Below are 20,287 nucleotides of genomic sequence, written 5' to 3'. Positions count from 1 at the left end.
AGGCGGCTTTTTTCTGTAGGCGGGTAGTTGCTTGGGAAGTAGGACAAGAACTTTGCACGCGGAAGACAAGATTATCGCACAAGGGAATTGTCGCGATTAGCAAAAAAACTGTCTCCTGTCGAAGTTGTCGACGTGGAGACAGTTCTTTACATGTTAGTATCTTTTTCTGCAGCAGCCTCTGCCGCCGTAACCTGGTCCCATTCCTGGTCCGTAGCCTGGTCCCATTCCTGCTGGGCCTACTCCCATACCTGGTCCTGGTCCCATTCCTGCCGGGCCAACTCCAGTTGGTCCCATGCCAGGGTAAACTGGTGCACCCATCACGTTTTGTGTAGTTTCTGTGTAGTAATGTCTAGGTGTTATAACAGGATGTTGGCGGTTAACGTTAACGATTGGATGGATGTAAGGTTGTTCTACTGGAAAGAACGAATCGTTGTAGCGGCATTGTGTCGGGCATACGATTGGTTGCATTTGATTATTTCGAGACATTTGGTTTGCCGGCATCATTTGGTTCCCACCCCATTGTCCTTGTTGCATCATCTTCACTCACCCCCTCCCTCTATTACATGTCATAACGACAGGGATAGACGGGCGAGCGACTAGTGGGACGGGAAATTCGTTGACAATTTGTTTTGTTCTTACAGCCTATTTTCTTCTGAGCGACCTTTGATTGTATCGTATGCATGTAAGGCACGTTTTCTAGCCGTTGCGTGATCGACAATCGGATATGGATACGTTTCGCCAAGTTGGATACCTGCTTCCTGTAGGATATCTTCAGGCGCTTCGAATGGCTTATGAATATATTTGGCTGGCAAGTTGGCGAGTTCGGGGACCCATTGTTTAATGTACGCACCGTTCGGATCAAACTTTTCACTTTGCAAGTACGGGTTGAAAATTCGAAAGTACGGTGCTGCATCGATGCCGCATCCTGTCACCCATTGCCAGCCAGTCGCATTGTTGGCGGTATCGAAGTCGACAAGTGCATGCTGGAACCAGGCATACCCTTCTTGCCATGGAATGAGGAGATGTTTGACCAGAAAAGAGGCTGCAACCATTCGGACACGGTTATGCATCATACCGGTCTCTCTTAATTCGCGCATGCCCGCATCGACTAACGGATAGCCTGTTTTCCCCTCTTTCCATAAGTAGTATTGTTCAGGTGTCCCAACCCACGGAAAATCATTGAATTGTTTTCGTAACGGTTGGTCGGTCATCGTCGGGAAGTGGATGAGCTGGTGATAGGCAAATTCCCGCCACATCAGTTGTTTAAGAAATGCTTCGATTGATTGGTGTGCGGTTACAGCTTTCGTTTCCTCATTAATGCGCTTCGCTGCATGCCAGATTGTACGGGCACTGCTATTTCCAGCGGCTAAATAAGGTGACAGTCTTGATGAGGTTCCTTTTGCAATCAAATCCCGTTCCTTTTTGTAATGAAGCATTCCATCATCCGCAAAGAACGCCCATTGCTCGGTCCCTGCACGCTCACCTGGTTGCCAGTACTTTTGGAGGGTACCAAGATCGGTAGGCAAACCTAATGCATCAATTGCTAATGACGAAATGTCGTTTTCTACACCTTGCAATTCTGGTATCGGCAACGGTCGATCAACAACTTCTTGCAAACCTCTCTTCCAAAAAGAGGTGAACACTTTGTATGGCTCTCCTTGTTTGTTGAGCAGTTCTGGAGAGAATAGTAGATTGCCATGAAATGTTCGTACATCCATACCAATCGAAGACAGTTGTCCAACAATCCGCATTTGCCGGTCACGCTCAGTAGGTTCATACCGTTCATTGAAATAAATAGATTCAGCCCCTACTTGCTCCATCACGTCAACAATTGCATCAAAATCAGGGCCTTGTTTAATAATAAGTTGTACACCATTTTGTGAAAGATCCGTTTCCAGCTGTTTCAGTGAATGATAGAGCCACCATGCAGATGCCTCACTCGCTGCATACGCACGTCGATCTTCTTCCGACCATATAAAAACCGGAATGACGATGCCTTCATTTGCAGCCTCCCATAACGCTGGATTATCGTGTAGGCGAAGGTCCTTTCTAAACCAGACAATCGTTCGTTTCATCGTACTCATCCTCCTTGAAGTACATCCAAGTTGCCTTTACGTATCAAGCGACATCAAACCTCAGTTCTTTTATATATGTAAGAACGATTTAAGTGTAGTGTTTCCCAAAGGTTATAATTGTAAAGCTGTTTGATGGAGATTATCAGCAGTCGCCGCCACCTTTTTCGTATCATTGCCAATCTCTTGGATAACTTTTACAAGCCCCTCTACATCCATCTCAATCGTATGAATATGTCGGTCATTGTTCTCAATTGCCTGCAAGATTTTTGTGAATTTCACTTGCGTTTCTTTGGAATCCTTCATGCCAAGCGTCACACTTTCTCGAACTTCTTCAATTGTATTGACGGCCTTATCAGTCAAAGACGTAGAAGTCGTAACAAGTTCTGTAATTTGTTCAACAGATCGTTTTGATTGCTCAGCTAATTTCCGAACTTCCTGTGCGACCACCGCAAATCCTTTCCCTGCATCTCCTGCCCTCGCTGCTTCAATTGAGGCATTTAACGCTAACAGGTTGGTTTGTTCAGCTATACTCTTCACCATTACGATGATTTCAATTACCTCAGTAGATGAAATCTTTAAGTTTTTTATTAACGTCTCCATCTTTTCTGTGTTTTCATTAATAAAAGCGATTTGTTTCTCCAATCGCTGTACTTTTTCATTGCCAAGGACGGCAAATGATTGAATGTCCTGCACACCTTCTACATTTGCATGGATACTCGCTCTTATTTTTGTTGCATTTTCATCGACATGACCAACCGACGTACTCGTTTCTTCTGTCAATATCGCTAAATCTTCACTAATGGATGAAATTTTCTCTTTAAGCTCTTGTTTTACAATTGCATATTGTTGTTGCTTCTCGCGCTCGTTTTGCTTCTCATATTCTTCTAAAACTATTTGCATTTCTAGATTAATTAACTTTGTAATATCCACAATGGCCTGTTTCCGTTCCTGCGAAGATGGTAATGTTTCTGTAATAAGTTCGATGAATACTTCTTGGATTTGTTGAAAAACGCCCATATACCATTTAGGTTCTACACCCATCTGAAAGTGAATACGAGCAATTTTAACTTTTTTATCAATAGAGGTTTGATCAATCGAACGCTGAAACATTTCAACAATATATTCAGCTAGCACACGTTTTAAATACGCTAGATTCGTCCGCTCTTCAATGATTTTTCGCAACGTAGGAACGGTTAGGACATTTTCGTAAAAAACGGCTACAATTTCATCGATTTTTTCCTGAACAATCGGTTGATAGGTATGTAAACGCGTTAAATCTTGCACGGTCAAATTAATTAGTTCAAGTTGCTTTTCTAATTCAGGATAAGTACGTAAGTCGATCGTTGCTTCTACAGTTGGTTTCCCAGTTTCTGTTCCGCTTCACCGACACGATTCTTCCATTTAAAATACATTATTTATCCTCCTATACATCTCCAATACCTTTATTATGAATAGAAAGAAGACTTTTTGTCAAATGATTGTACAATCTTTAAATATAAACATTGTACAACTTTTAATTATTTATTCTTAAATAGTTTTGTCAATAAAACACCTACAATCCAACCATATCCAATGTGTCCGATAATCCAAAACACTAATGCCCACAAGTTCGTAAAAGCTGGTGTTCGTTCTGATAACAGAGTCGTTGGATAGTAGAGGATTGCGATGAGCACATTCACAAATACGCAGAACCGGATGATTCTTCTTGACTGGGTGATTTTTTTAAACCGGGTAAATAAGAACAGGAATAGACAGACCGCTATCGAGATGATGATGTGAAAACCAACTTCTACAATTTCGGGAAACTGAACTGTGTTCAGAACGGGAATGTAGTCGATGTTTAGTAATAGCGTATACACCTTATGACTCGTTCTTTCTTCAACTACTTTAAAGAATAAAGCTAACAGTAAGCCGGCTACTATTCCTACAATGCTAACCTTGTACAATGAACGCCTACTCATTGTAATCCCCCGTTTCTAATGTGTTAATGCCCACAATTATAAGCAAGATCCGTATTGTTCGCTAGTTTTTGTATAATGTTACTCGGTAAAGATTGTACAATATTGTAGAATTCGATATACTTTACAAACAGAACGTTGCGCAGGAGGAGGAATCGGTTTGTCTACATCCAATGGACGTTATTATATACAGCAGGTGTCGGATATGACCGGTTTATCTAAACAAGTCATCCGAAAATGGGAAGAACGCTATGCCCTCGTCCACCCTGAAAGATTGGAAAATGGCTATCGCATATACAGTGAAAAAGATATTAACTTGTTACTGCAAGTCAAAACGCTTTCAGAACAAGGTTTACCTATACGACAAGCGATTCAAATGGTTGATAAAGAAAATGTAGAGACGTTTTCTCCTCTTCCAAAAGAGCCGTTTATCCAACAAGAGAAATTAAACGATTTTGTCCTGCAGTTACTTGAGAAGGGCAGTCGCTGTGATGAGATGGAGCTCATGATTACCCTTCAGCAAGCTTATCATCAAGTGGGATTGTCAACGTTCTTGAAGGAGATCGTCATTCCATTTTTGAATGAAGTAGGCTATCGATGGGAAAAGGAAGAATGGGATGAATACCAAGAATCCGTGTCTAGCTTAGTGGTGCGAGATTTTCTTGTGCAAATCCGAAGAAATTATCAGTACAGAATGGACGCACCGCTTGTTCTCGCTGCATGTCTTCCTTATGAGCTCCATGAAGTACCGTTACACATCGTGTTACTACAATTCATGTTGAAAGGCTGGCGGACATTTTTAATTGGCGCCTTCCCTGCTCCTGGATCGATTGAAGCATTAATTGTTAAACAGAAACCAAAAGTTGTTGTGTTGTCCGCTTCTACAATGATTCCGTTTGAAAAAGAGCCTCACCTTTTACCAGAGTTAGATGCTTTTGCACAAAGACACCCTCATATTGACTTTTATCTCGGAGGAAAAGGTACTCTCGCCTACCTTTCAAAAAGCACTTTCGTTTTGAAGGCTATACATGTAACGGATGATATTTGGGAAATACTCGATAATTCACCGATCGTATCCCCAGAATGAATAGTCGAAAGAGAACAAGGAAAACGTAAGAAAATGGCTGCCTCTCACAGAGGTCAGCCATTTTTCATGCACTTCATTTATTGGTACGTCTGTGGCAACTCTTTTTCATCGAAGCCTGACCATTCCTTCCGTCGCTTCGTTAGTTCCTCTTTTGCATAATGGACAGGTGCGCCTTCATCAAGCATATCCAGTGACGCCATAAAGTCCGGATCCTTTCTTCTTCGCATTTCATCTGCATCAATAAATTGACGGTCCATCCCACTCATCCTCCTTCTCGTAATCACTTAAACAAATGTGACAAGAAACACGTAACAACAGTTTTGAGTCGCCAGCCACCCTTCCTTTCCAACTTTGTGCTATCGTATCCATAAACAGAGTGTGCGTGTTAGAAGTTTCATTTGAATCGAAACGGTTATACTTTTAATACTATGAAGTAGAAGGGAGACGTAAGCATGAAACGGGTTGTGTTATTTGATGGGGAATGTAATTTTTGCAATTCCAGCGTGCAGTTTATTATTAAACGGGATCCTGCTGAACATTTTCTTTTCTCTTCTTTGCAAAGCGAGACGGGTGAGAAATACGTCAAACAGTATAAAATACCGGCTGATGTCGATAGCGTGGTGTTGATTGAGAACGGAAAAGCCTATACGAAATCTTCTGCCGCCCTTCATATCGCAAAGAAACTGGATGGACTTTGGCATCTCTTCTTTTTATTCATACTCGTCCCGAAGAAAATCCGTGACGGCGCCTATGACTATTTCTCTCGCAACCGTCACCGGTGGTTCGGGCGCAACGAGGAGTCTTGCATGTTGCCACCACCTGAAGTGAGAAAAAGGTTTATTTAACCCTGTAAATTTGATTCTGTTTGTAGATGAACGACATTCTTGCAATGAAGAGAGATAAAGTGCACATAGAAACCCCTAGACAATCAGTGTGATTGCCTAGGGGCTTTTCAGTAGTTAGTTAGTGGCAGTCTGCTGCTGGATCTGCTCATTTTCAGCTGCCGTAAACGCTCTCGAACGTGTAAGAAATCGCTTCCCTTCCACACCTTCAAGAGAAAACATGCCTCCTCTACCGTCCACAACGTCAATGATGAGTTGTGTATGCTTCCAGTAATCGTACTGGTTTTTATGCATGTAAAAAGGGACGTCACCGATATGCCCAAGCAAGACGTCCTGATCGCCAATGATCAGGTCGCCTGCAGGATAGCACATTGGAGAAGAGCCGTCGCAACACCCTCCAGATTGGTGGAACATTAGTGGGCCATGCTTTTCTTTTAAAAGTGTAATTAGCGCTAAAGCAGCGTCCGTAGCTAGAACGCGTTCAGGCATTGGCATCTCTCCTTTTAGTAGTTGGAGTGGTTTGGAACATTCTCCAATGATGCAGGATTTATTAGAAAAAGCCTAACTTGTCTTCGCTATAGCTGACGAGCATATTTTTCGTCTGTTGATAATGAGAAAGCATTTGCAAGTGGTTTTCGCGTCCAATGCCGGATGCCTTGTAGCCACCGAATGCCGCGTGCGCAGGGTATGCATGATAGCAATTCGTCCATACACGACCCGCTTCAATGCCGCGACCAAAGCGATACGCAGTATTCATATCGCGCGTCCATACACCTGATCCGAGACCGTATAATGTATCATTGGCAATTTCAAGTGCTTCTTCTTTCGTTTTAAATGTTGTAACGGAAACGACCGGTCCGAAAATCTCTTCTTGGAAAATGCGCATTTTATTATGCCCTTTAAAGACGGTCGGTTGGATGTAGTACCCTTCAGCCAAATCGCCTTCCAATTTGTTTTGCGCTCCGCCCGCCAAACATTCAGCACCTTCCTGTTTCCCGATATCGAGATAGGACAGGATTTTCTCCATTTGCTCCGTAGATGCTTGTGCGCCCATCATGACTGTCGGATCAAGCGGATTGCCGATTTTAATCGCTTTTACCCGCTCTAATGCACGCTCCATAAATTTCTCGTAAATGGACTCCTGAATTAATGCGCGGGAAGGGCACGTGCACACTTCACCTTGGTTAAGGGCAAACATGACAAACCCTTCAATCGCTTTATCCAAAAACGCATCGTCTTCAGCCATGACATCTTCAAAGAAAATATTTGGCGACTTCCCGCCAAGCTCTAAAGTAGCTGGGATTAAATTTTGAGATGCGTATTGCATAATGAGGCGCCCTGTCGTCGTCTCACCTGTAAATGCAATTTTTCCAATTCGAGGGTTAGAAGCAAGCGGCTTACCAGCTTCCAGACCGAAACCGTTCACGACGTTTAGCACCCCTGCAGGCAATAAATCCTCTATCAGCTCTACTAACACCATGATCGATGCAGGTGTCTGTTCAGCTGGTTTCAGGACGACACAATTCCCCGCTGCAAGTGCTGGTGCGAGCTTCCAAACTGCCATTAGTAATGGGAAGTTCCACGGAATAATCTGACCTACTACTCCGATTGGTTCATGGAAATGATAGGCCACTGTATGATTATCAATTTGGCTAACGCCGCCTTCTTGCGCTCGGATGGCCGACGCAAAATAACGGAAATGATCGATCGCCAACGGCAAATCAGCATTTAACGTCTCACGAACCGCTTTACCGTTTTCCCACGTCTCGGCAACCGCAAGCATTTCAAGATTGTTTTCCATTCGGTCCGCGATCTTTAGTAGAATATTTGCCCGTTCCGTCACCGAAGTTTTGCCCCAAGCATCCTTCGCTGCATGCGCCGCATCAAGAGCAAGCTCAATATCTTCAGCCGTTGACCGCGCGACTTGCGTAAACACCTTGCCCGTAACCGGTGTAGGATTATCGAAATACTGCCCATTCACAGGGGCTGTCCACTTGCCGCCGATAAAATTATCATAGCGCTCCTTAAAATTTACTTTTGCCCCTTCAGTATTCGGAAATGCATACACGTGATTCTCTACAGCTTGTACCATGTTCGATTCCTCCCTATTCTTTATAGATTGCTATTGAAAGTGCAAAAATGCACACAAAGCCAACGTATGCAGGGATGCAAGCTACTATTCTAGATGTATACGCTTTCATTTTATGTTAATAAAAAAACTCTCGTAATTCGCAGGTTCTTGGAAGTCAGTAAATTCATTCTATCTAACTATATTGACTATTGCAAGAAATAGAGTGTAAGCAACAAGGTGTATGCGAATGGGAAATCATGATGGACGTGGCTCGAGTAGAGAAGTTCATTCATACTAAACCGTCAGTTAAAAGTTGGCTCTTAGCTAGCTGATGAAACACTTTTTGTCGTTACCACCGACTTTAAGGGGTTTACCACCGATTTAGACGGCTTTACCACCGGCTTTAGGGAGTTTATCACCGTTTCAAGCCACTTTACCACCGTTTCCCCTATTTAGTTGGTCGACTTCCTACAAAGTCCACGTCAAGTCCCGACCTAAACTCGTTATCACCGCTTGGAACGCCTTTATCACCGCTCACCACCGAGTTATCACCACTCATCCATTTTCTAGGCGGCAAATATCCCCCTCTCCAATATGTTTACCAATCGTTCATGCCTTCGTAATAATTTGTTCATAATCTCCTCTTACAATGAAAGTAACAATAACAGGAGAGGGGTCTTATACATGGCAAATTTCGCGACACGGTTCTTGTCTACAGTAGGAGCAGGCGTTTTAGGGTCAGCCTTAACATTAGGGGTTGTGGCAAACACAGATCTGTTGCAAACATCTACGAAACAGGAGGAAGGTGTTGCCTCGGTGAATACACCACAACCGAATGTCACACAAACATCGGCAAATCAATCCATAACCAACCTTTCCGATATGGTGGAGCATGCGTCAAAAGCGATTGTTGGCGTGTCAAACTTTAAAAATGCCGGCAATCGATTCGCTGGAGATGCATCATTGGCGGAGTTCGGAACAGGTTCAGGGGTCATTTATCAAATTGGCGATGAACATGCTTACATCGTGACAAACAACCACGTAATAGAAGGCTCGAATAAAATCGAGGTCACTTTGCATGATGGAGAAAAGGTACAAGCAGAACTTATTGGAAGTGATGCACTAACAGATTTGGCGGTATTAAAAATACCAAACAAAGGCGTAGACACTGCACTTGAATTCGGTGATTCGGACAAATTGCGTGCGGGTGATTCTGTTGTTGCCATCGGAAATCCACTCAGTCTCGATTTCTCGGGCACCGTAACGCAAGGGATTATCAGCGCACCCGCGCGATCCATTGATGTAAAAACGACTGCAGGCAACTGGGAGATGAACGTCATCCAAACTGACGCAGCCATTAATCCCGGCAACAGCGGAGGTGCACTCATCAATGCTGACGGAAAACTCATTGGCATTAACAGTTTGAAAATCGCGGAAAACGGTATCGAAGGCCTTGGCTTTGCGATTCCGAGTAATGATGTCATTCCGCTTGTTGAGGAAATGATGGAAAACGGTGAAATCGAACGGCCTTACATTGGCATCGGTCTTGCGGACTTGGCAGAAATTCCGTATATGTATGTAGAGAATCTTCCTGAAGAAGTGAAAGGCGGCGTTATGGTGACGAATGTCGATCCTTCATCTGCTGCAGGAAAAGCGGGATTGAAGCAACAAGACGTTATTACGGCGATCAATGGTGAAACGATCAATAACAGCATGGAATTACGGAAACACCTCTATTCCAAGCTATCTGTTGGTGACAAAGCGACGTTCACCGTCTATACGGATGGCAAAAAACGATCTGTTGAGTTGACGTTGACGAGCAATTCATCAGTAGAATAAATCATCGTAACCCTCTGTCGTTTCGGAAGCGATAGAGGGTTTCTAATGCTATACTTACCATACAAATGACCTCGCAAAGGAGGCACCTACATGCGAATTCTAGTCATCGAAGATAACGAAAGCGTCGCGTCAATGATCGAAATGTTTTTTGAGAAGGAGAAGATTCAAGGGGAATTTGTCAAGGACGGACTCGTTGGATATGAAAGGGCAAAGACGGAGCAATGGGATTGCCTCATCATCGATTGGATGCTACCAGGAATGGACGGTGTGTCGATTTGCCGAAAGCTTCGACAAGCCGCAATCGAAGTCCCCATTATTATGCTGACGGCGAAAGATAGCGAGTCCGATCAGGTGCTTGGCCTAGAAATGGGCGCGGATGATTATGTGACGAAGCCGTTCAGTCCACTTGCTTTACTTGCTCGAATCCGCGCTGTGACACGGCGGTATGTAGCGAACAAGGATGTTCATCAAGACGAAAACGTGTTGGCGACGGACCATTTCATTGTGAATATGAATACACGAGAAGTCCTTTTGGACGGCAATCCTGTTCCGAATCTAACGCCGAAGGAATTCGATTTATTGCAGTTTTTCATTCAACATCCTAAACAAGTTTTTTCGCGCGAGCAGTTGTTGGACCGGGTATGGGGGTACGATTTTTACGGCGACGATCGGACAGTTGATGTGCATATAAAGCGGTTGCGGTCAAAAGTCTCAACTGATGAGCAACCGTTTTTCCATACCGTATGGGGCGTCGGCTACCGGTTCGATGAGTCGGTGGTGAAGTAAGATGAAGATTAAATACTTCTATCAGCAGCTCGTCAGTCATATAAGTGTCATTGTGATTGCATTCTTAATCTTAAGTTTAGTGCTGTCCCACTTTTTTGAGCAGTTCGTTTATGACAATAAAACCGAAGAACTCGCTTCATACGGCCATTCAATTTTACGCGATATCGAATATGCATCTATTGATTCTCGTCAAACATTGCAATCTTACGGGCATGTATTGGAAGGGCAAAATATCCAATATAGTTTATTCGACGAAAAATCCGCCATCATTTATTCAACTGGCTTGAAAACGCCTTTAATCGAATTGAATAACGACGAATGGGCTGCGTTGCAAAGTGGCAAAACGATTACGGTGAAACAGGAATACAAACGATTTGAACAGGCTGTTACATTCGTGTTACTGCCGTATTTTCACCGCAATCAGTTTGTGGGCGGGGTTTTATTGACATCGCCTATTAAAGGTTCACGTGAAATCATTTCACAAATGAACGATTACCTCTTATATACGACATTCATCGCCCTCGCGATCGCCTTATTGTTAAGTGGCATCCTTTCCACTTTTCACGGCAGGCGTATTAAACGTTTACGTGCAGCTACCTCAACAGTTGCACAAGGGGATTATTCCGTGCGCATTCCGACTGCAGGCATTGACGAAATCGGGGAGCTTGCGGGTGATTTCAACGGCATGGTGGAAAAACTCGAGACGTCCATGAATGAAATAGAAAGTCTTGAAAACCGTAGACGACAATTCATGGCGGATGTCTCGCACGAATTGCGGACCCCGCTTACAACGATCCGCGGTATACTGGAAGGCTTACGGAACGACATGATTTCAGAATCGGAAAAAGAACGTGGATTGCAGTTGGCAAGTAGTGAAACGATGCGACTTATCCGGCTGGTGAATGAAAACCTCGACTACGAAAAAATCCGTTCGAACCAAGTAACGCTTTTCAAGCAAGACATTCAACTGAAGGAACTGCTTGAAATCATTCAGGAACAGTTAGAGGATGTGGCAGCTGAACGCGGCAATCGAATAATTGTTGAGGCAAAGGACGATGTCATAATCCATGCCGACTACGATCGATTGACTCAGGTGTTGATTAACATCACGAAAAACAGCATTCAATTTACTGAGAACGGGACAATACGGTTGCGTGGAGAATTGATGACGGGTTATACCGTTATTGAAATCGAAGATACCGGAATTGGGATGGACCCTGAAGAAATTGAGCAAATATGGAACCGATTTTACAAAGCAATCGATTCAAGAACGACGAATCCATTAGGAGAATTCGGATTAGGGTTATCCATCGTCAAACAGCTAGTTACGTTACACGGTGGTAGCATCTCTGTCGACAGTGTAAAAGGGACCGGTACGAAATTTCGGATTGAATTGCCGTGTACTACGGTTGAGGCGGATAGCTAAACGTCTATACATTCAATTGATGTGCCTGGAATAAAACCTTACGTAGGCCTCCCATCTGCCCCCCACTCCTAATCAAGGAAAAATGCATGAAGGTGAATTTGCCTTCACGCATTTTTTTGTTTTCCCCAGCTCTTAGTTCGCCTTCTCTTCACAGTTACAAAAGCATGGATGCCAATTTGCAATAGCTATTTGTTTCCGCTACCCTTACAATAAAATTATGGGAAATTTAAACATAATTGCTGATTAACTAATACAATGGGAACAGGTGAATGACTTGACTAAATACGTACCTGGAATAATTATTTCATCAATCTTGCTTATGTTACTGCTTTTCTTGAATCAAAAAATTTACGGCGGGATCATGCCGTTGAATTTGCTCATTCTTTTACTATCGCTTCACGTTATTATGTATGCACATCTGATGCGGCGTCAAAAGCAACGGATACGGTATGTCGTCTTTGTATGTCTGTTTGCTGTTTGTGCGATGCTTTCATTGCCAAAAGTGACGCAACAAGCAGCTGAAGAACTAGCGCTAGCAAACTATCCTTTGCTAATATCAGCGAAACAATCGGTGCCGATGGAAAGGAGTCTGAATCCTTTCAAACCGAATCGAGCATACGTTTTCGAAGGGATTGATAAAGAGCAGCAAAGCATTGCTGTATTAGTGAATCCGGATACGGGCGACGTACATATATTGGACTGATAAGTAATTGATGTCCTCGTTAACCGTTAGAGAATTCGATCCAAATAAGAGGCTGATTATTGCTCAAAAAACGCGTATTCTTCAGATTTCTACGGTTTAGCAGAATGAAAGATGCCTGCCTTATGGATGAAATAAAAAAGGAAGCCTCTAGTTATCGGCTTCCTTCTTTTATTCCACCTGCATGTACACGATTGTATCGTCAAACGTGTGACGCTTAAACAATACATCGTCTTCTTTATGAAGTACAGTTGCTCTTCCTTCTGTTTCTGTCCCTTCAAAGTAAATGCCAAAGCCATTATTTTCAGGATAGCCATAAACATAGCAGACAACTTTATCTTCTTTCATAAATACGAGTTGGTTCATTCCCTCGCTTAGCGTTTGCTCGACGTTATCCCATTTGTAGCCAACTACATCGTATATCTCCTCTTTTGAAGCATAGGGATCGATTGAGTAGACACGATCCCAGTCGAAGGGTGTGAGAGAAGAGAGGCTTACAGGTTCTTCTGTTGCTTCAGTAGCAAGTACATTTTCCTTCAACAGTTTCCGGTTTTCATCCCAGATGTCTTTGTTGAACATTTGATTAATGACTAATCCAACAATGATGACACACATCGCAATTGTTAAGAACTTTTTCATATCTACCGACCCCCCTTTTTAATAGGACGATGACAGGTCGAGTAGGTTCTCACATCACTGGCTATTATGGATTCGCACCAGTTTTTTATTGGCAGTCTCACGCCTGACAAGTTTTGATTCTTTCAAGCATTATTTCCCTTGTGTCCTTCGAAGTTCAAACATCCTGTCTGTCCATTCTTTCACACGTTGCACGATTTCTTGTCGTTCATTTTCAATCCGAGTTCTTGCTCGTTCGTCCATTTCCTTCTTTACTGTGAGAGCATCTTCTTCTTTGACCTTTATCATTGCTCGTACTTCATCTTGCATCTCTTGCGTAATCCAGTTTTCGGAGCGCATTATTTGAAGTGCTTCATGCATACGAGAAGCTTCGTTTAGTGAGGCATAATAAAATCGCGAAGAAATATTCGAACGATCGATCATTTCATTGTGACCTTGCCCCCAATGTTTTAGTAGAGAATTAGATGCACTCATAACCTCTGTCAGAGATGGCAGCCATTGTTTCGTAATCGATTGATCGAGCTCATCAATCGTTTTCGCTGAAATATACTCGCCTTTTCCAGCTTCAGCCACGGCCTTTAACTGGTTTTCTCCTTCTTGGTCTACGTCAAACCCAATGATATTCACTTGGCGATCTGGACTTGCTTCTGCAAAGGCTTTTGCTTCGGCTACCGGATCTCCGCCGCAAGTCTCTGCTCCATCACTAACGATATAGACCGTCAACTTCCCTGAAGCATCCTTCGTTTGTTCACGTGTATAATTAATCGCTTCAGCAATTGGTGTCCATCCTTTTGCTTCCACTCCATCGACAGCACTCTTAAATTTTTCCGCATTAAAACTGCCCATCGGATACACTTCATCGATTGTCGTACAAGAAAGCTCTTTATCCGACTTATTTTGTGTCCCGGCATGCCCGTAGATAATTAATGACACTTCATCACGCATACCGATTGTACTTGCAAATCGTGACGTCGCCTTCTTTGCAATGGTCATCTTCTGCTTTCCTTCAACATTCAACAACATGCTAGAACTAGCATCCAAGAGAATTACTGCTTGGCCTGGCTGTTGCTCCACCTCGTCACTTCCCTCAACCTCTCCAGGCTCTGGAAGATAAGGTTCAAACCATTCTACACTGAACGCTTCCAACTCGGTTGCTACTTGGTCATACGCATTACTTCCAACATAGTAGTTCAATGCTTTAAAGATCAACTCCGGGTCTTGAGATTGCGCAGCTAGCACTTCTAATTTTTCGGTTAACGCCTCTTTATAATCTCCTAACCCGAATCTCCCCCATACTTGTTTCGTTTCTTCTTCGTATGGGATTTCAGCAGTGAAAAGCCCTGGCTGTTGCGCGCGGAATGTTTCTTCAGAGTCTGGAATCTGTACGGCCTCAATTTCCTGTAAATCACTTGTTTTAGCAGGTAGTTCTTCATCTAGCACTTCTTCAGTTGTTTCATGCTGTTCCGTCTCTTCTGCTGACGTTTCCGGAAGCACTTCAGGTTCCTTCTTTTCCTTCTCTGAACAACCAATCAAAACGATCGATACTAGAGTGATGACTACTAAACGAATTGACCAATTTCTCATTTATTTCCATCCTCTCATTGGAATCTATCGCCATTTTATCAAGTCGAAGGAATAAACACGATAGAAAACAGAAAAGAAGAATAATTAGTCCCGAATGTCACACTATACCAAAAGTCCTCGACAATCCTTACTCTACACAAATTGAATCAATATGATATTGTAGCGTTTTCTTCACACGCTCTGCCTCCAAACGTCCTGCTCCAAAAAGCGCGTGAATAGCAATGCCATCAATAATCGCATAGAGCCGCTCCATTTCCAAATCCAAGTCTAATCCTTCTTTTAATAAACCTACGTTATCCAAATAGGCAATGATTTTATGTACCCCTGTCACGATTCCATCGTCCGGGATATTCAATTCTTCCCTCCGATGGTTCACATGCGCCATAAATGCAAACCACACTTCCATTTCTGCTAGCGTTTCTTGATTCACTGGCACAATTTCTAGTAGCACGGCTAAAACCATTTCCTTCGGAGGTAAATTCTGTTTCGCGACAGCCTCAATCCGATCCGTCGCCCTTTCCTGTACAAGCGTCATCGCATAGACAAGCAAGTCATCTTGGTTTGAAAAATAATGTCGGAGCGCTCCTAATGATAGCCCCGCCTCTTCCGCAATATTTCTAACTGTTGCCCCTTCCATTCCTTTATCCAAAATGACTCGCCACATCGCTTCTGCAATCTGTTTCTTTCGCTCTTCATGATTTACGATTTTCGGCATATTGTTAGTGTAGAATAATTTCGAGAAATTAACAATACAGCTGTATTAAATAAACGAAATATGCTATTATTTAAAATAACAATACAAATGTATTAAATAAAAGGAGTGCTGTTGTTGAATCTTATCGCTTGGGCAATTATAGCTTGTGAAATTGGGTTTTGGGTCGTTATCCTTGCAGGACTAATAACACGTTATCTATTTAACAGAAAACGTCTCGGTTTATTTTTTCTCGCCCTCACACCTGTAATCGATTTACTTTTACTGATTGTTACAGCAACCGACTTGTACAACGGAGCAACTGCTACACAAGTTCACGCTATCGCCGCTATCTATCTAGGGATCTCCGTGGCGTTCGGGAAAAGCATGATTCGTTGGGCAGACGAACGATTTGTCTATTATGTAAAGAAACAAGGACCGAAACCAATGAGGAAAACTGGCTGGGATCATGCCAAACATTCCTTCAAAGGATCGCTTCAACATGTATTAGCCTTCATCATTGGTGGTGCATTTCTTTTCATCATGATTTACTTGATCGACGATCCAACACAAACTGAAGCCTTATCCGGTATGTTGAAACTGTGGTCTCTCATCTTAGGGATTGATTTTGTCATTTCTATTTCTTATTTCATATGGCCACGACAAGCAAAAACAAAATCATAGAGTCATAAGCGCTCATATTACATAAGGAGCGCATAAAATTATGCAAAGGTGCATGAACAGTACAAGCAACATACATCGCTCCAACTGTTGATAATCACCAACAAGTGTGCATGGAGTACGCATAACACTCTACAAAAGAACCTTCACCCTTTGTTGTGCAACAGCTCTCCAATAAAGTATGATGTCAGGAAAGGAGTGGAGGGGGAATGAAAAAAAGAATAGTTTTATTTTTACTCGGCGCTATCCTATTCATTAGTTCACTTCCAATGAGTGCTACGATGGCGATGGAAACAATTCATACCAATCAAATGTTGGCACGCTATGAGTTACATAAAATTAGTAACAGATATCCTCCACCCAAATCAGAGTTCACTTATAAAAATCATAAGATAAAAGTTGAAGAGACCATAATAGACGAAGGTAATTATACGGATCGCTGGAATTACAAAATCGCATTTGCCAATTTATCGATTATCGTAAACGGAAAAAGACTAGATACACTGGAAAACTATCCAATACGGGCTGAAGACGAGGGATTAGCTAAATACTATGGAAACATCTCTTTCATAATTGTAAAAGATAAAGAGAAAGACGATGAGAAGCTTTATATAATTTTGAAGGAAACAAAAGATATCATTGAGAACGGAAATGTTCTGGGAACAGTCCCTTTTGATTCGTTAACTTACAGCTTATACAGCTTGGACGAAGCGGGAAGCTTAGAAAGCGACTCGTTTACCTTTACCGATCGAAACGCCTTGCAGACACTATTGCTAACGAATAGCGGTACTTCCCCAATTGCTGTAGGTTACTATACAGATGCTTGGAACTGGATGCCATCCATTGTATTCCCATTCATCTTCCCGTTTTTCTCATTACTAATTGGACTCATTTTGATGAGTCGCTACTTTCCGTTCAAAAGGCAATTTAAAACGTAAAATGCCAACCTCCAATGGATTGGTACAGCCTGTTGATAAGCGCTTTTATGCGTTGTTGCTCGACTTGCCCGCCCTCTCATGAACTTTAGTTCTATTTGAGGCTTGACTTGCTGTCGAGCCGACCTACACGATGCGGGTCATGTAGTAGTCGTGACAAGACATTCCGAATTCAGATCGCCTTCCACCTCGCAAGCGTTTTCAAGCCAAGCTAAGACGTGTGCCAATTTCTCAAAAATCACATCAAAAAAAGTGTAGACAAAGTAAAATCGACTTTGTCTACACTCAGAGCCATCCATAAAGGAGTGGCTTTTCTTCTATTACATTTCTAAATGCTTCAACGCTTCGGCTACTTTCACCGTACGTTTTGCCTGATGCTTTACTGCTGCTTCCACGTCTTCGATCATTTTGCCATCTTGACCGACTGTTACGCTCGTGCCATATGGGTTTCCACCCGCACCGAATGTGACTGGATCCGTATAACCCGGAGCCGCAACAATTGCACCCCAGTGATACATCGTCGTATACAACGAGAGGATTGTTGCTTCTTGGCCACCATGTGGATTTTGCGCGGAAGACATTGCACTGACCGCTTTATTGGCAAGCTTACCTTTCGCCCATAGGCCACCTGTCGTATCCAAGAAATTCTTCATTTGGCCGGGCATATTGCCGAAACGCGTCGGTACACTGAAGATGATCGCATCTGCCCATTCGAGGTCTTCCGGCTTCACCTCAGGCACATCTTTCGTCGCTTCCACATGTGCTTTCCATGCCGGATTTGAATCGATTGCGGCTTGAGGAGCTGTTTCTGCAGCTTTTAACACGCGTACTTCGGAACCCATTTCCTTCGCTGCTTCTGCTGCCCATTGTGCCAACTGATAATTCGTACCACCTGAACTGTAGTAAACAATCGCTGTGTTCGTCATGAGTAAAACCCCTTTTCTTATTGTAGAAATTCTTTATACCAACTTGCTGCTTCCTGCACTTCTGATTGCGTTAACGCATGGCCGTTCATTTCCCAATGGACTTCTGTACGTGCACCTGCATTTGTTAGAAGCGACAACAAATCCAACGTTTCTTTCGCCGGACAAATCGGATCATTTTTCCCTGCGGCAATGAACACCGGAACTTTGCTGAGATCCGGTAATTCAATCCCTCGCCTTGGTACCATCGGATGATGCAAGATTGCTCCTTTTAATGAATCAGCATAGTGGAATAGTAAGCTCCCTGCAATATTCGCACCATTTGAATAGCCGACAGCTACGACTTCTGATCGATCAAACCCGTATTTCTCAGCTGCTTCATCCAAAAACGCATGTAATTCATTCGTTCTGAACACTAAATCTTCTTCGTCAAAAACGCCTTCTGCCAGTCTTCTGAAAAAACGCGGCATACCATTTTCCAATACATTACCTCGGACACTTAAAACCGAAGCATCCGGGTCTATCAATGTTGCTAACGGTAACAGATCTTGTTCGTTACCACCTGTTCCGTGCAATAGCAACAATGTCCGTTTAGATGTTCCTTGTTCAAAGACGTGCTTCATCATGCTCCCCCCTTTCGATTTACTTCTCGTACATGAAACGGTATGATCTACGCTTCCAATTGGTCGAGGAACTGCTCATAGTGAGCTATCCACTGCAAAATTCAGCCTAGTAGCATTCGTTTCTTGTTAGTACCGCTTACCATTATCTCGAATTAAGATATCTTGAATTAAAGATAAATGTACCAAAGATATTCTAAGTTGTCAAAAATGTTGATTGATTTCAGCAGAATGATTACTCAAAGTTTGAACAACGCCAATAGTGATAGGCAATTGCATCCGACATGAAGGCAAGTCCTCTACTTTCAACTTGTAACACTGGCTTCCAAGCTTCCCCTCTCCCCTTCATCAAGTAAATTTCATGATGGGGTGCTGGGTCAAAATAGCCGCACATATCGAACGTTCCATGCCGTTTAAACACTGCAGACACTTCATAGTCAATGAGTGGCGCTGTTGTCAATGGATTGCCTACTGCATGTTCGAGAAGAAATCCGGATTCTCCTTTTTTGTGATCTTTGCGTTGCAGCGTAATCCCGTCTGAAGAAGCTCGTGCTTTTTCCCGGAAGTTTTTTAAATGGTCATATGCAATTGACGGACCTACCTCTTTTGTAAACGTCAGCGGTTCACCTTTTTCATCGTACGCGAGCTCAATATCGACACGCGTACGAAAACCATCGCCATTCGGATCAAAGTCACGGGCGTCTCCTTTGAAATAATGATTGGGTGACAACAAATTTGGATTCCGTACCCATTCCTCTGCAAGAAACGTTGTATAACGTAATTTCCATCGATCTATAGGATGCAACGTCTTTTCCCTTTCATTCACTGGCTGTAAAAGCTCTCGCGGCTTGCCGATCCACTTGACGGTCGAAAATGTTTCAATAGCAGCTTCCTTACGTGATGAATTGGGATGCAGCGAACCAAACACATTAGACAAAACCGATTTAACGGATGTCAAACGCTCCTCTGATTTTTCAAGCGGACGTCTTGCTCGAATCATATAGTCGTATGATTCGTCCATGTCAATATCCCGGTCGATGTACCAATTTGTGTTGACCATCTTTACAAATTTTCCATTCCGATAAATGCCGTATTCTTCTATGTCCTTCATACCTTCCCATGACAAGGCGATTTGCGTTTTCGCTACGATTGTCGTCATGACAAGAGATTGCAAGGGATTCTCGACGTTCTTTTCTTCAGCAAAAGCAGACGTTTGCAATGCAATGACATCGACGACTTGATTATCCTCAACACGTTCTACCATGTAATGATAGAATTTACCATGTTTGAAATCCCCGTCTTGAAATTCCGGCACGGTTCCTTCATAGACATGTTCACCATCTTTATACACGTTGTAAAAACCTCCGACATCATTCCATGTGAATGAAATCAAATCATGTTCATGCTTTACAGACTGTATTTCAAATAACATG

21 protein-coding genes are annotated in these 20,287 nt (G+C 42.9%); 8 read left to right on the top strand and 13 right to left on the bottom strand.

What is annotated here, in order from left to right; all coding sequences use genetic code 11:
• Positions 1–153: 153 nt before the first annotated feature.
• From ACVHUV_RS04670 to ACVHUV_RS04655, 4 genes are all read right to left on the bottom strand, one after another.
• Positions 154–537 (bottom strand): hypothetical protein, encoded by a 384-nt coding sequence (locus ACVHUV_RS04670; RefSeq protein WP_317943751.1) that lies wholly within the window; start codon positions 535–537, stop codon positions 154–156.
• A 98-nt stretch (positions 538–635) separates the two neighbouring features.
• Positions 636–2,075 (bottom strand): cryptochrome/photolyase family protein, encoded by a 1,440-nt coding sequence (locus ACVHUV_RS04665; RefSeq protein ID WP_462086289.1) that lies wholly within the window; start codon positions 2,073–2,075, stop codon positions 636–638.
• A 111-nt stretch (positions 2,076–2,186) separates the two neighbouring features.
• Positions 2,187–3,416: a protoglobin domain-containing protein gene (locus ACVHUV_RS04660; protein WP_462086860.1), complete on the bottom strand. Its 1,230-nt coding sequence runs from the start codon at positions 3,414–3,416 to the stop codon at positions 2,187–2,189.
• A gap of 176 nt (positions 3,417–3,592) precedes the next feature.
• Positions 3,593–4,036, bottom strand: coding sequence for a hypothetical protein (locus ACVHUV_RS04655; protein WP_462086288.1), 444 nt, complete (start codon positions 4,034–4,036; stop codon positions 3,593–3,595).
• 157 nt (positions 4,037–4,193) lie between these two features.
• On the opposite strand from ACVHUV_RS04655, the gene ACVHUV_RS04650 reads away from it, so the two are divergent.
• Entirely contained in the window at positions 4,194–5,120 is a 927-nt protein-coding gene (locus ACVHUV_RS04650; protein ID WP_317943756.1) for a MerR family transcriptional regulator, read from the top strand.
• A 77-nt stretch (positions 5,121–5,197) separates the two neighbouring features.
• Here the strand turns inward: ACVHUV_RS04650 and ACVHUV_RS04645 are convergent, their stop codons facing one another.
• Complete coding sequence (locus tag ACVHUV_RS04645; protein ID WP_317943757.1) at positions 5,198–5,377, bottom strand: hypothetical protein; 180 nt, start codon at positions 5,375–5,377, stop codon at positions 5,198–5,200.
• A 195-nt stretch (positions 5,378–5,572) separates the two neighbouring features.
• On the opposite strand from ACVHUV_RS04645, the gene ACVHUV_RS04640 reads away from it, so the two are divergent.
• On the top strand, positions 5,573–5,965 hold the full coding sequence (locus tag ACVHUV_RS04640) for a thiol-disulfide oxidoreductase DCC family protein (RefSeq protein WP_317943759.1): 393 nt from the start codon (positions 5,573–5,575) through the stop codon (positions 5,963–5,965).
• A gap of 114 nt (positions 5,966–6,079) precedes the next feature.
• On the opposite strand, the gene ACVHUV_RS04635 is transcribed toward ACVHUV_RS04640, so the two are convergent.
• Both ACVHUV_RS04635 and adh read right to left on the bottom strand, forming a co-directional pair.
• On the bottom strand, positions 6,080–6,451 hold the full coding sequence (locus ACVHUV_RS04635; RefSeq protein ID WP_462086287.1) for a DUF779 domain-containing protein: 372 nt from the start codon (positions 6,449–6,451) through the stop codon (positions 6,080–6,082).
• Between the two features lie 61 nt (positions 6,452–6,512).
• Complete coding sequence (gene adh / locus ACVHUV_RS04630; RefSeq protein ID WP_462086286.1) at positions 6,513–8,054, bottom strand: aldehyde dehydrogenase; 1,542 nt, start codon at positions 8,052–8,054, stop codon at positions 6,513–6,515.
• A gap of 663 nt (positions 8,055–8,717) precedes the next feature.
• Here adh and ACVHUV_RS04625 point away from each other — a divergent pair.
• The 4 genes from ACVHUV_RS04625 (at position 8,718) to ACVHUV_RS04610 (ending at position 12,787) form a co-directional block, all read left to right on the top strand.
• Positions 8,718–9,872: a S1C family serine protease gene (locus ACVHUV_RS04625; protein ID WP_462086285.1), complete on the top strand. Its 1,155-nt coding sequence runs from the start codon at positions 8,718–8,720 to the stop codon at positions 9,870–9,872.
• A 90-nt stretch (positions 9,873–9,962) separates the two neighbouring features.
• Entirely contained in the window at positions 9,963–10,658 is a 696-nt protein-coding gene (locus ACVHUV_RS04620) for a winged helix-turn-helix domain-containing protein (RefSeq protein ID WP_462086284.1), read from the top strand.
• A 1-nt stretch (position 10,659) separates the two neighbouring features.
• Positions 10,660–12,084: an ATP-binding protein gene (locus tag ACVHUV_RS04615; RefSeq protein WP_462086283.1), complete on the top strand. Its 1,425-nt coding sequence runs from the start codon at positions 10,660–10,662 to the stop codon at positions 12,082–12,084.
• Between the two features lie 274 nt (positions 12,085–12,358).
• The gene (locus ACVHUV_RS04610) at positions 12,359–12,787 is read left to right on the top strand and encodes a hypothetical protein (protein ID WP_462086282.1); all 429 of its coding nucleotides are present in this window, start codon (positions 12,359–12,361) and stop codon (positions 12,785–12,787) included.
• Positions 12,788–12,955: 168 nt separating this feature from the next.
• Here the strand turns inward: ACVHUV_RS04610 and ACVHUV_RS04605 are convergent, their stop codons facing one another.
• The 3 genes from ACVHUV_RS04605 to ACVHUV_RS04595 all read right to left on the bottom strand — a co-directional run bounded on the left by ACVHUV_RS04605 (position 12,956) and on the right by ACVHUV_RS04595 (position 15,719).
• Positions 12,956–13,423, bottom strand: a complete 468-nt coding sequence (locus ACVHUV_RS04605) for a hypothetical protein (RefSeq protein ID WP_462086281.1) — start codon at positions 13,421–13,423, stop codon at positions 12,956–12,958.
• Between the two features lie 129 nt (positions 13,424–13,552).
• Positions 13,553–15,004, bottom strand: coding sequence for a vWA domain-containing protein (locus tag ACVHUV_RS04600; protein WP_462086280.1), 1,452 nt, complete (start codon positions 15,002–15,004; stop codon positions 13,553–13,555).
• A gap of 127 nt (positions 15,005–15,131) precedes the next feature.
• Positions 15,132–15,719 (bottom strand): TetR/AcrR family transcriptional regulator, encoded by a 588-nt coding sequence (locus tag ACVHUV_RS04595; protein ID WP_317943774.1) that lies wholly within the window; start codon positions 15,717–15,719, stop codon positions 15,132–15,134.
• 114 nt (positions 15,720–15,833) lie between these two features.
• On the opposite strand from ACVHUV_RS04595, the gene ACVHUV_RS04590 reads away from it, so the two are divergent.
• The gene (locus ACVHUV_RS04590; protein ID WP_317943775.1) at positions 15,834–16,379 is read left to right on the top strand and encodes a hypothetical protein; all 546 of its coding nucleotides are present in this window, start codon (positions 15,834–15,836) and stop codon (positions 16,377–16,379) included.
• 206 nt (positions 16,380–16,585) lie between these two features.
• Positions 16,586–17,314: a hypothetical protein gene (locus tag ACVHUV_RS04585; RefSeq protein WP_462086279.1), complete on the top strand. Its 729-nt coding sequence runs from the start codon at positions 16,586–16,588 to the stop codon at positions 17,312–17,314.
• A gap of 317 nt (positions 17,315–17,631) precedes the next feature.
• Here ACVHUV_RS04585 and wrbA read toward each other — a convergent pair whose 3' ends face one another.
• The 3 genes from wrbA to ACVHUV_RS04570 all read right to left on the bottom strand — a co-directional run bounded on the left by wrbA (position 17,632) and on the right by ACVHUV_RS04570 (position 20,286).
• Complete coding sequence (gene wrbA, locus ACVHUV_RS04580) at positions 17,632–18,237, bottom strand: NAD(P)H:quinone oxidoreductase (protein ID WP_317943778.1); 606 nt, start codon at positions 18,235–18,237, stop codon at positions 17,632–17,634.
• Positions 18,238–18,254: 17 nt separating this feature from the next.
• Entirely contained in the window at positions 18,255–18,857 is a 603-nt protein-coding gene (locus ACVHUV_RS04575) for an alpha/beta hydrolase (protein ID WP_462086278.1), read from the bottom strand.
• Between the two features lie 232 nt (positions 18,858–19,089).
• Complete coding sequence (locus ACVHUV_RS04570) at positions 19,090–20,286, bottom strand: DUF3238 domain-containing protein (protein ID WP_371390381.1); 1,197 nt, start codon at positions 20,284–20,286, stop codon at positions 19,090–19,092.
• Position 20,287: the final 1 nt, after the last annotated feature.

This window comes from Sporosarcina saromensis (genome assembly GCF_054901285.1).
The sequence above is the reverse complement of the archived record's forward strand: the minus strand, read 5'-3'. Positions and strand labels throughout refer to the sequence as shown.

Bases quoted from the DNA above. Each gene is read 5' to 3' on its own strand.
- adh (WP_462086286.1), bottom strand. From the start codon at position 8,054: ATGGTACAAGCTGTAGAGAATCACGTGTATGCATTTCCGAATACTGAA.
- ACVHUV_RS04585 (WP_462086279.1), top strand. From the start codon at position 16,586: ATGAAAAAAAGAATAGTTTTATTTTTACTCGGCGCTATCCTATTCATT.
- ACVHUV_RS04635 (WP_462086287.1), bottom strand. From the start codon at position 6,451: ATGCCTGAACGCGTTCTAGCTACGGACGCTGCTTTAGCGCTAATTACA.
- ACVHUV_RS04600 (WP_462086280.1), bottom strand. From the start codon at position 15,004: ATGAGAAATTGGTCAATTCGTTTAGTAGTCATCACTCTAGTATCGATC.
- ACVHUV_RS04670 (WP_317943751.1), bottom strand. From the start codon at position 537: ATGATGCAACAAGGACAATGGGGTGGGAACCAAATGATGCCGGCAAAC.
- ACVHUV_RS04640 (WP_317943759.1), top strand. From the start codon at position 5,573: ATGAAACGGGTTGTGTTATTTGATGGGGAATGTAATTTTTGCAATTCC.
- wrbA (WP_317943778.1), bottom strand. From the start codon at position 18,237: ATGACGAACACAGCGATTGTTTACTACAGTTCAGGTGGTACGAATTAT.
- ACVHUV_RS04595 (WP_317943774.1), bottom strand. From the start codon at position 15,719: ATGCCGAAAATCGTAAATCATGAAGAGCGAAAGAAACAGATTGCAGAA.
- ACVHUV_RS04665 (WP_462086289.1), bottom strand. From the start codon at position 2,075: ATGAAACGAACGATTGTCTGGTTTAGAAAGGACCTTCGCCTACACGAT.
- ACVHUV_RS04605 (WP_462086281.1), bottom strand. From the start codon at position 13,423: ATGAAAAAGTTCTTAACAATTGCGATGTGTGTCATCATTGTTGGATTA.
- ACVHUV_RS04620 (WP_462086284.1), top strand. From the start codon at position 9,963: ATGCGAATTCTAGTCATCGAAGATAACGAAAGCGTCGCGTCAATGATC.
- ACVHUV_RS04615 (WP_462086283.1), top strand. From the start codon at position 10,660: ATGAAGATTAAATACTTCTATCAGCAGCTCGTCAGTCATATAAGTGTC.
- ACVHUV_RS04645 (WP_317943757.1), bottom strand. From the start codon at position 5,377: ATGGACCGTCAATTTATTGATGCAGATGAAATGCGAAGAAGAAAGGAT.
- ACVHUV_RS04570 (WP_371390381.1), bottom strand. From the start codon at position 20,286: ATGTTATTTGAAATACAGTCTGTAAAGCATGAACATGATTTGATTTCA.
- ACVHUV_RS04575 (WP_462086278.1), bottom strand. From the start codon at position 18,857: ATGAAGCACGTCTTTGAACAAGGAACATCTAAACGGACATTGTTGCTA.
- ACVHUV_RS04655 (WP_462086288.1), bottom strand. From the start codon at position 4,036: ATGAGTAGGCGTTCATTGTACAAGGTTAGCATTGTAGGAATAGTAGCC.
- ACVHUV_RS04625 (WP_462086285.1), top strand. From the start codon at position 8,718: ATGGCAAATTTCGCGACACGGTTCTTGTCTACAGTAGGAGCAGGCGTT.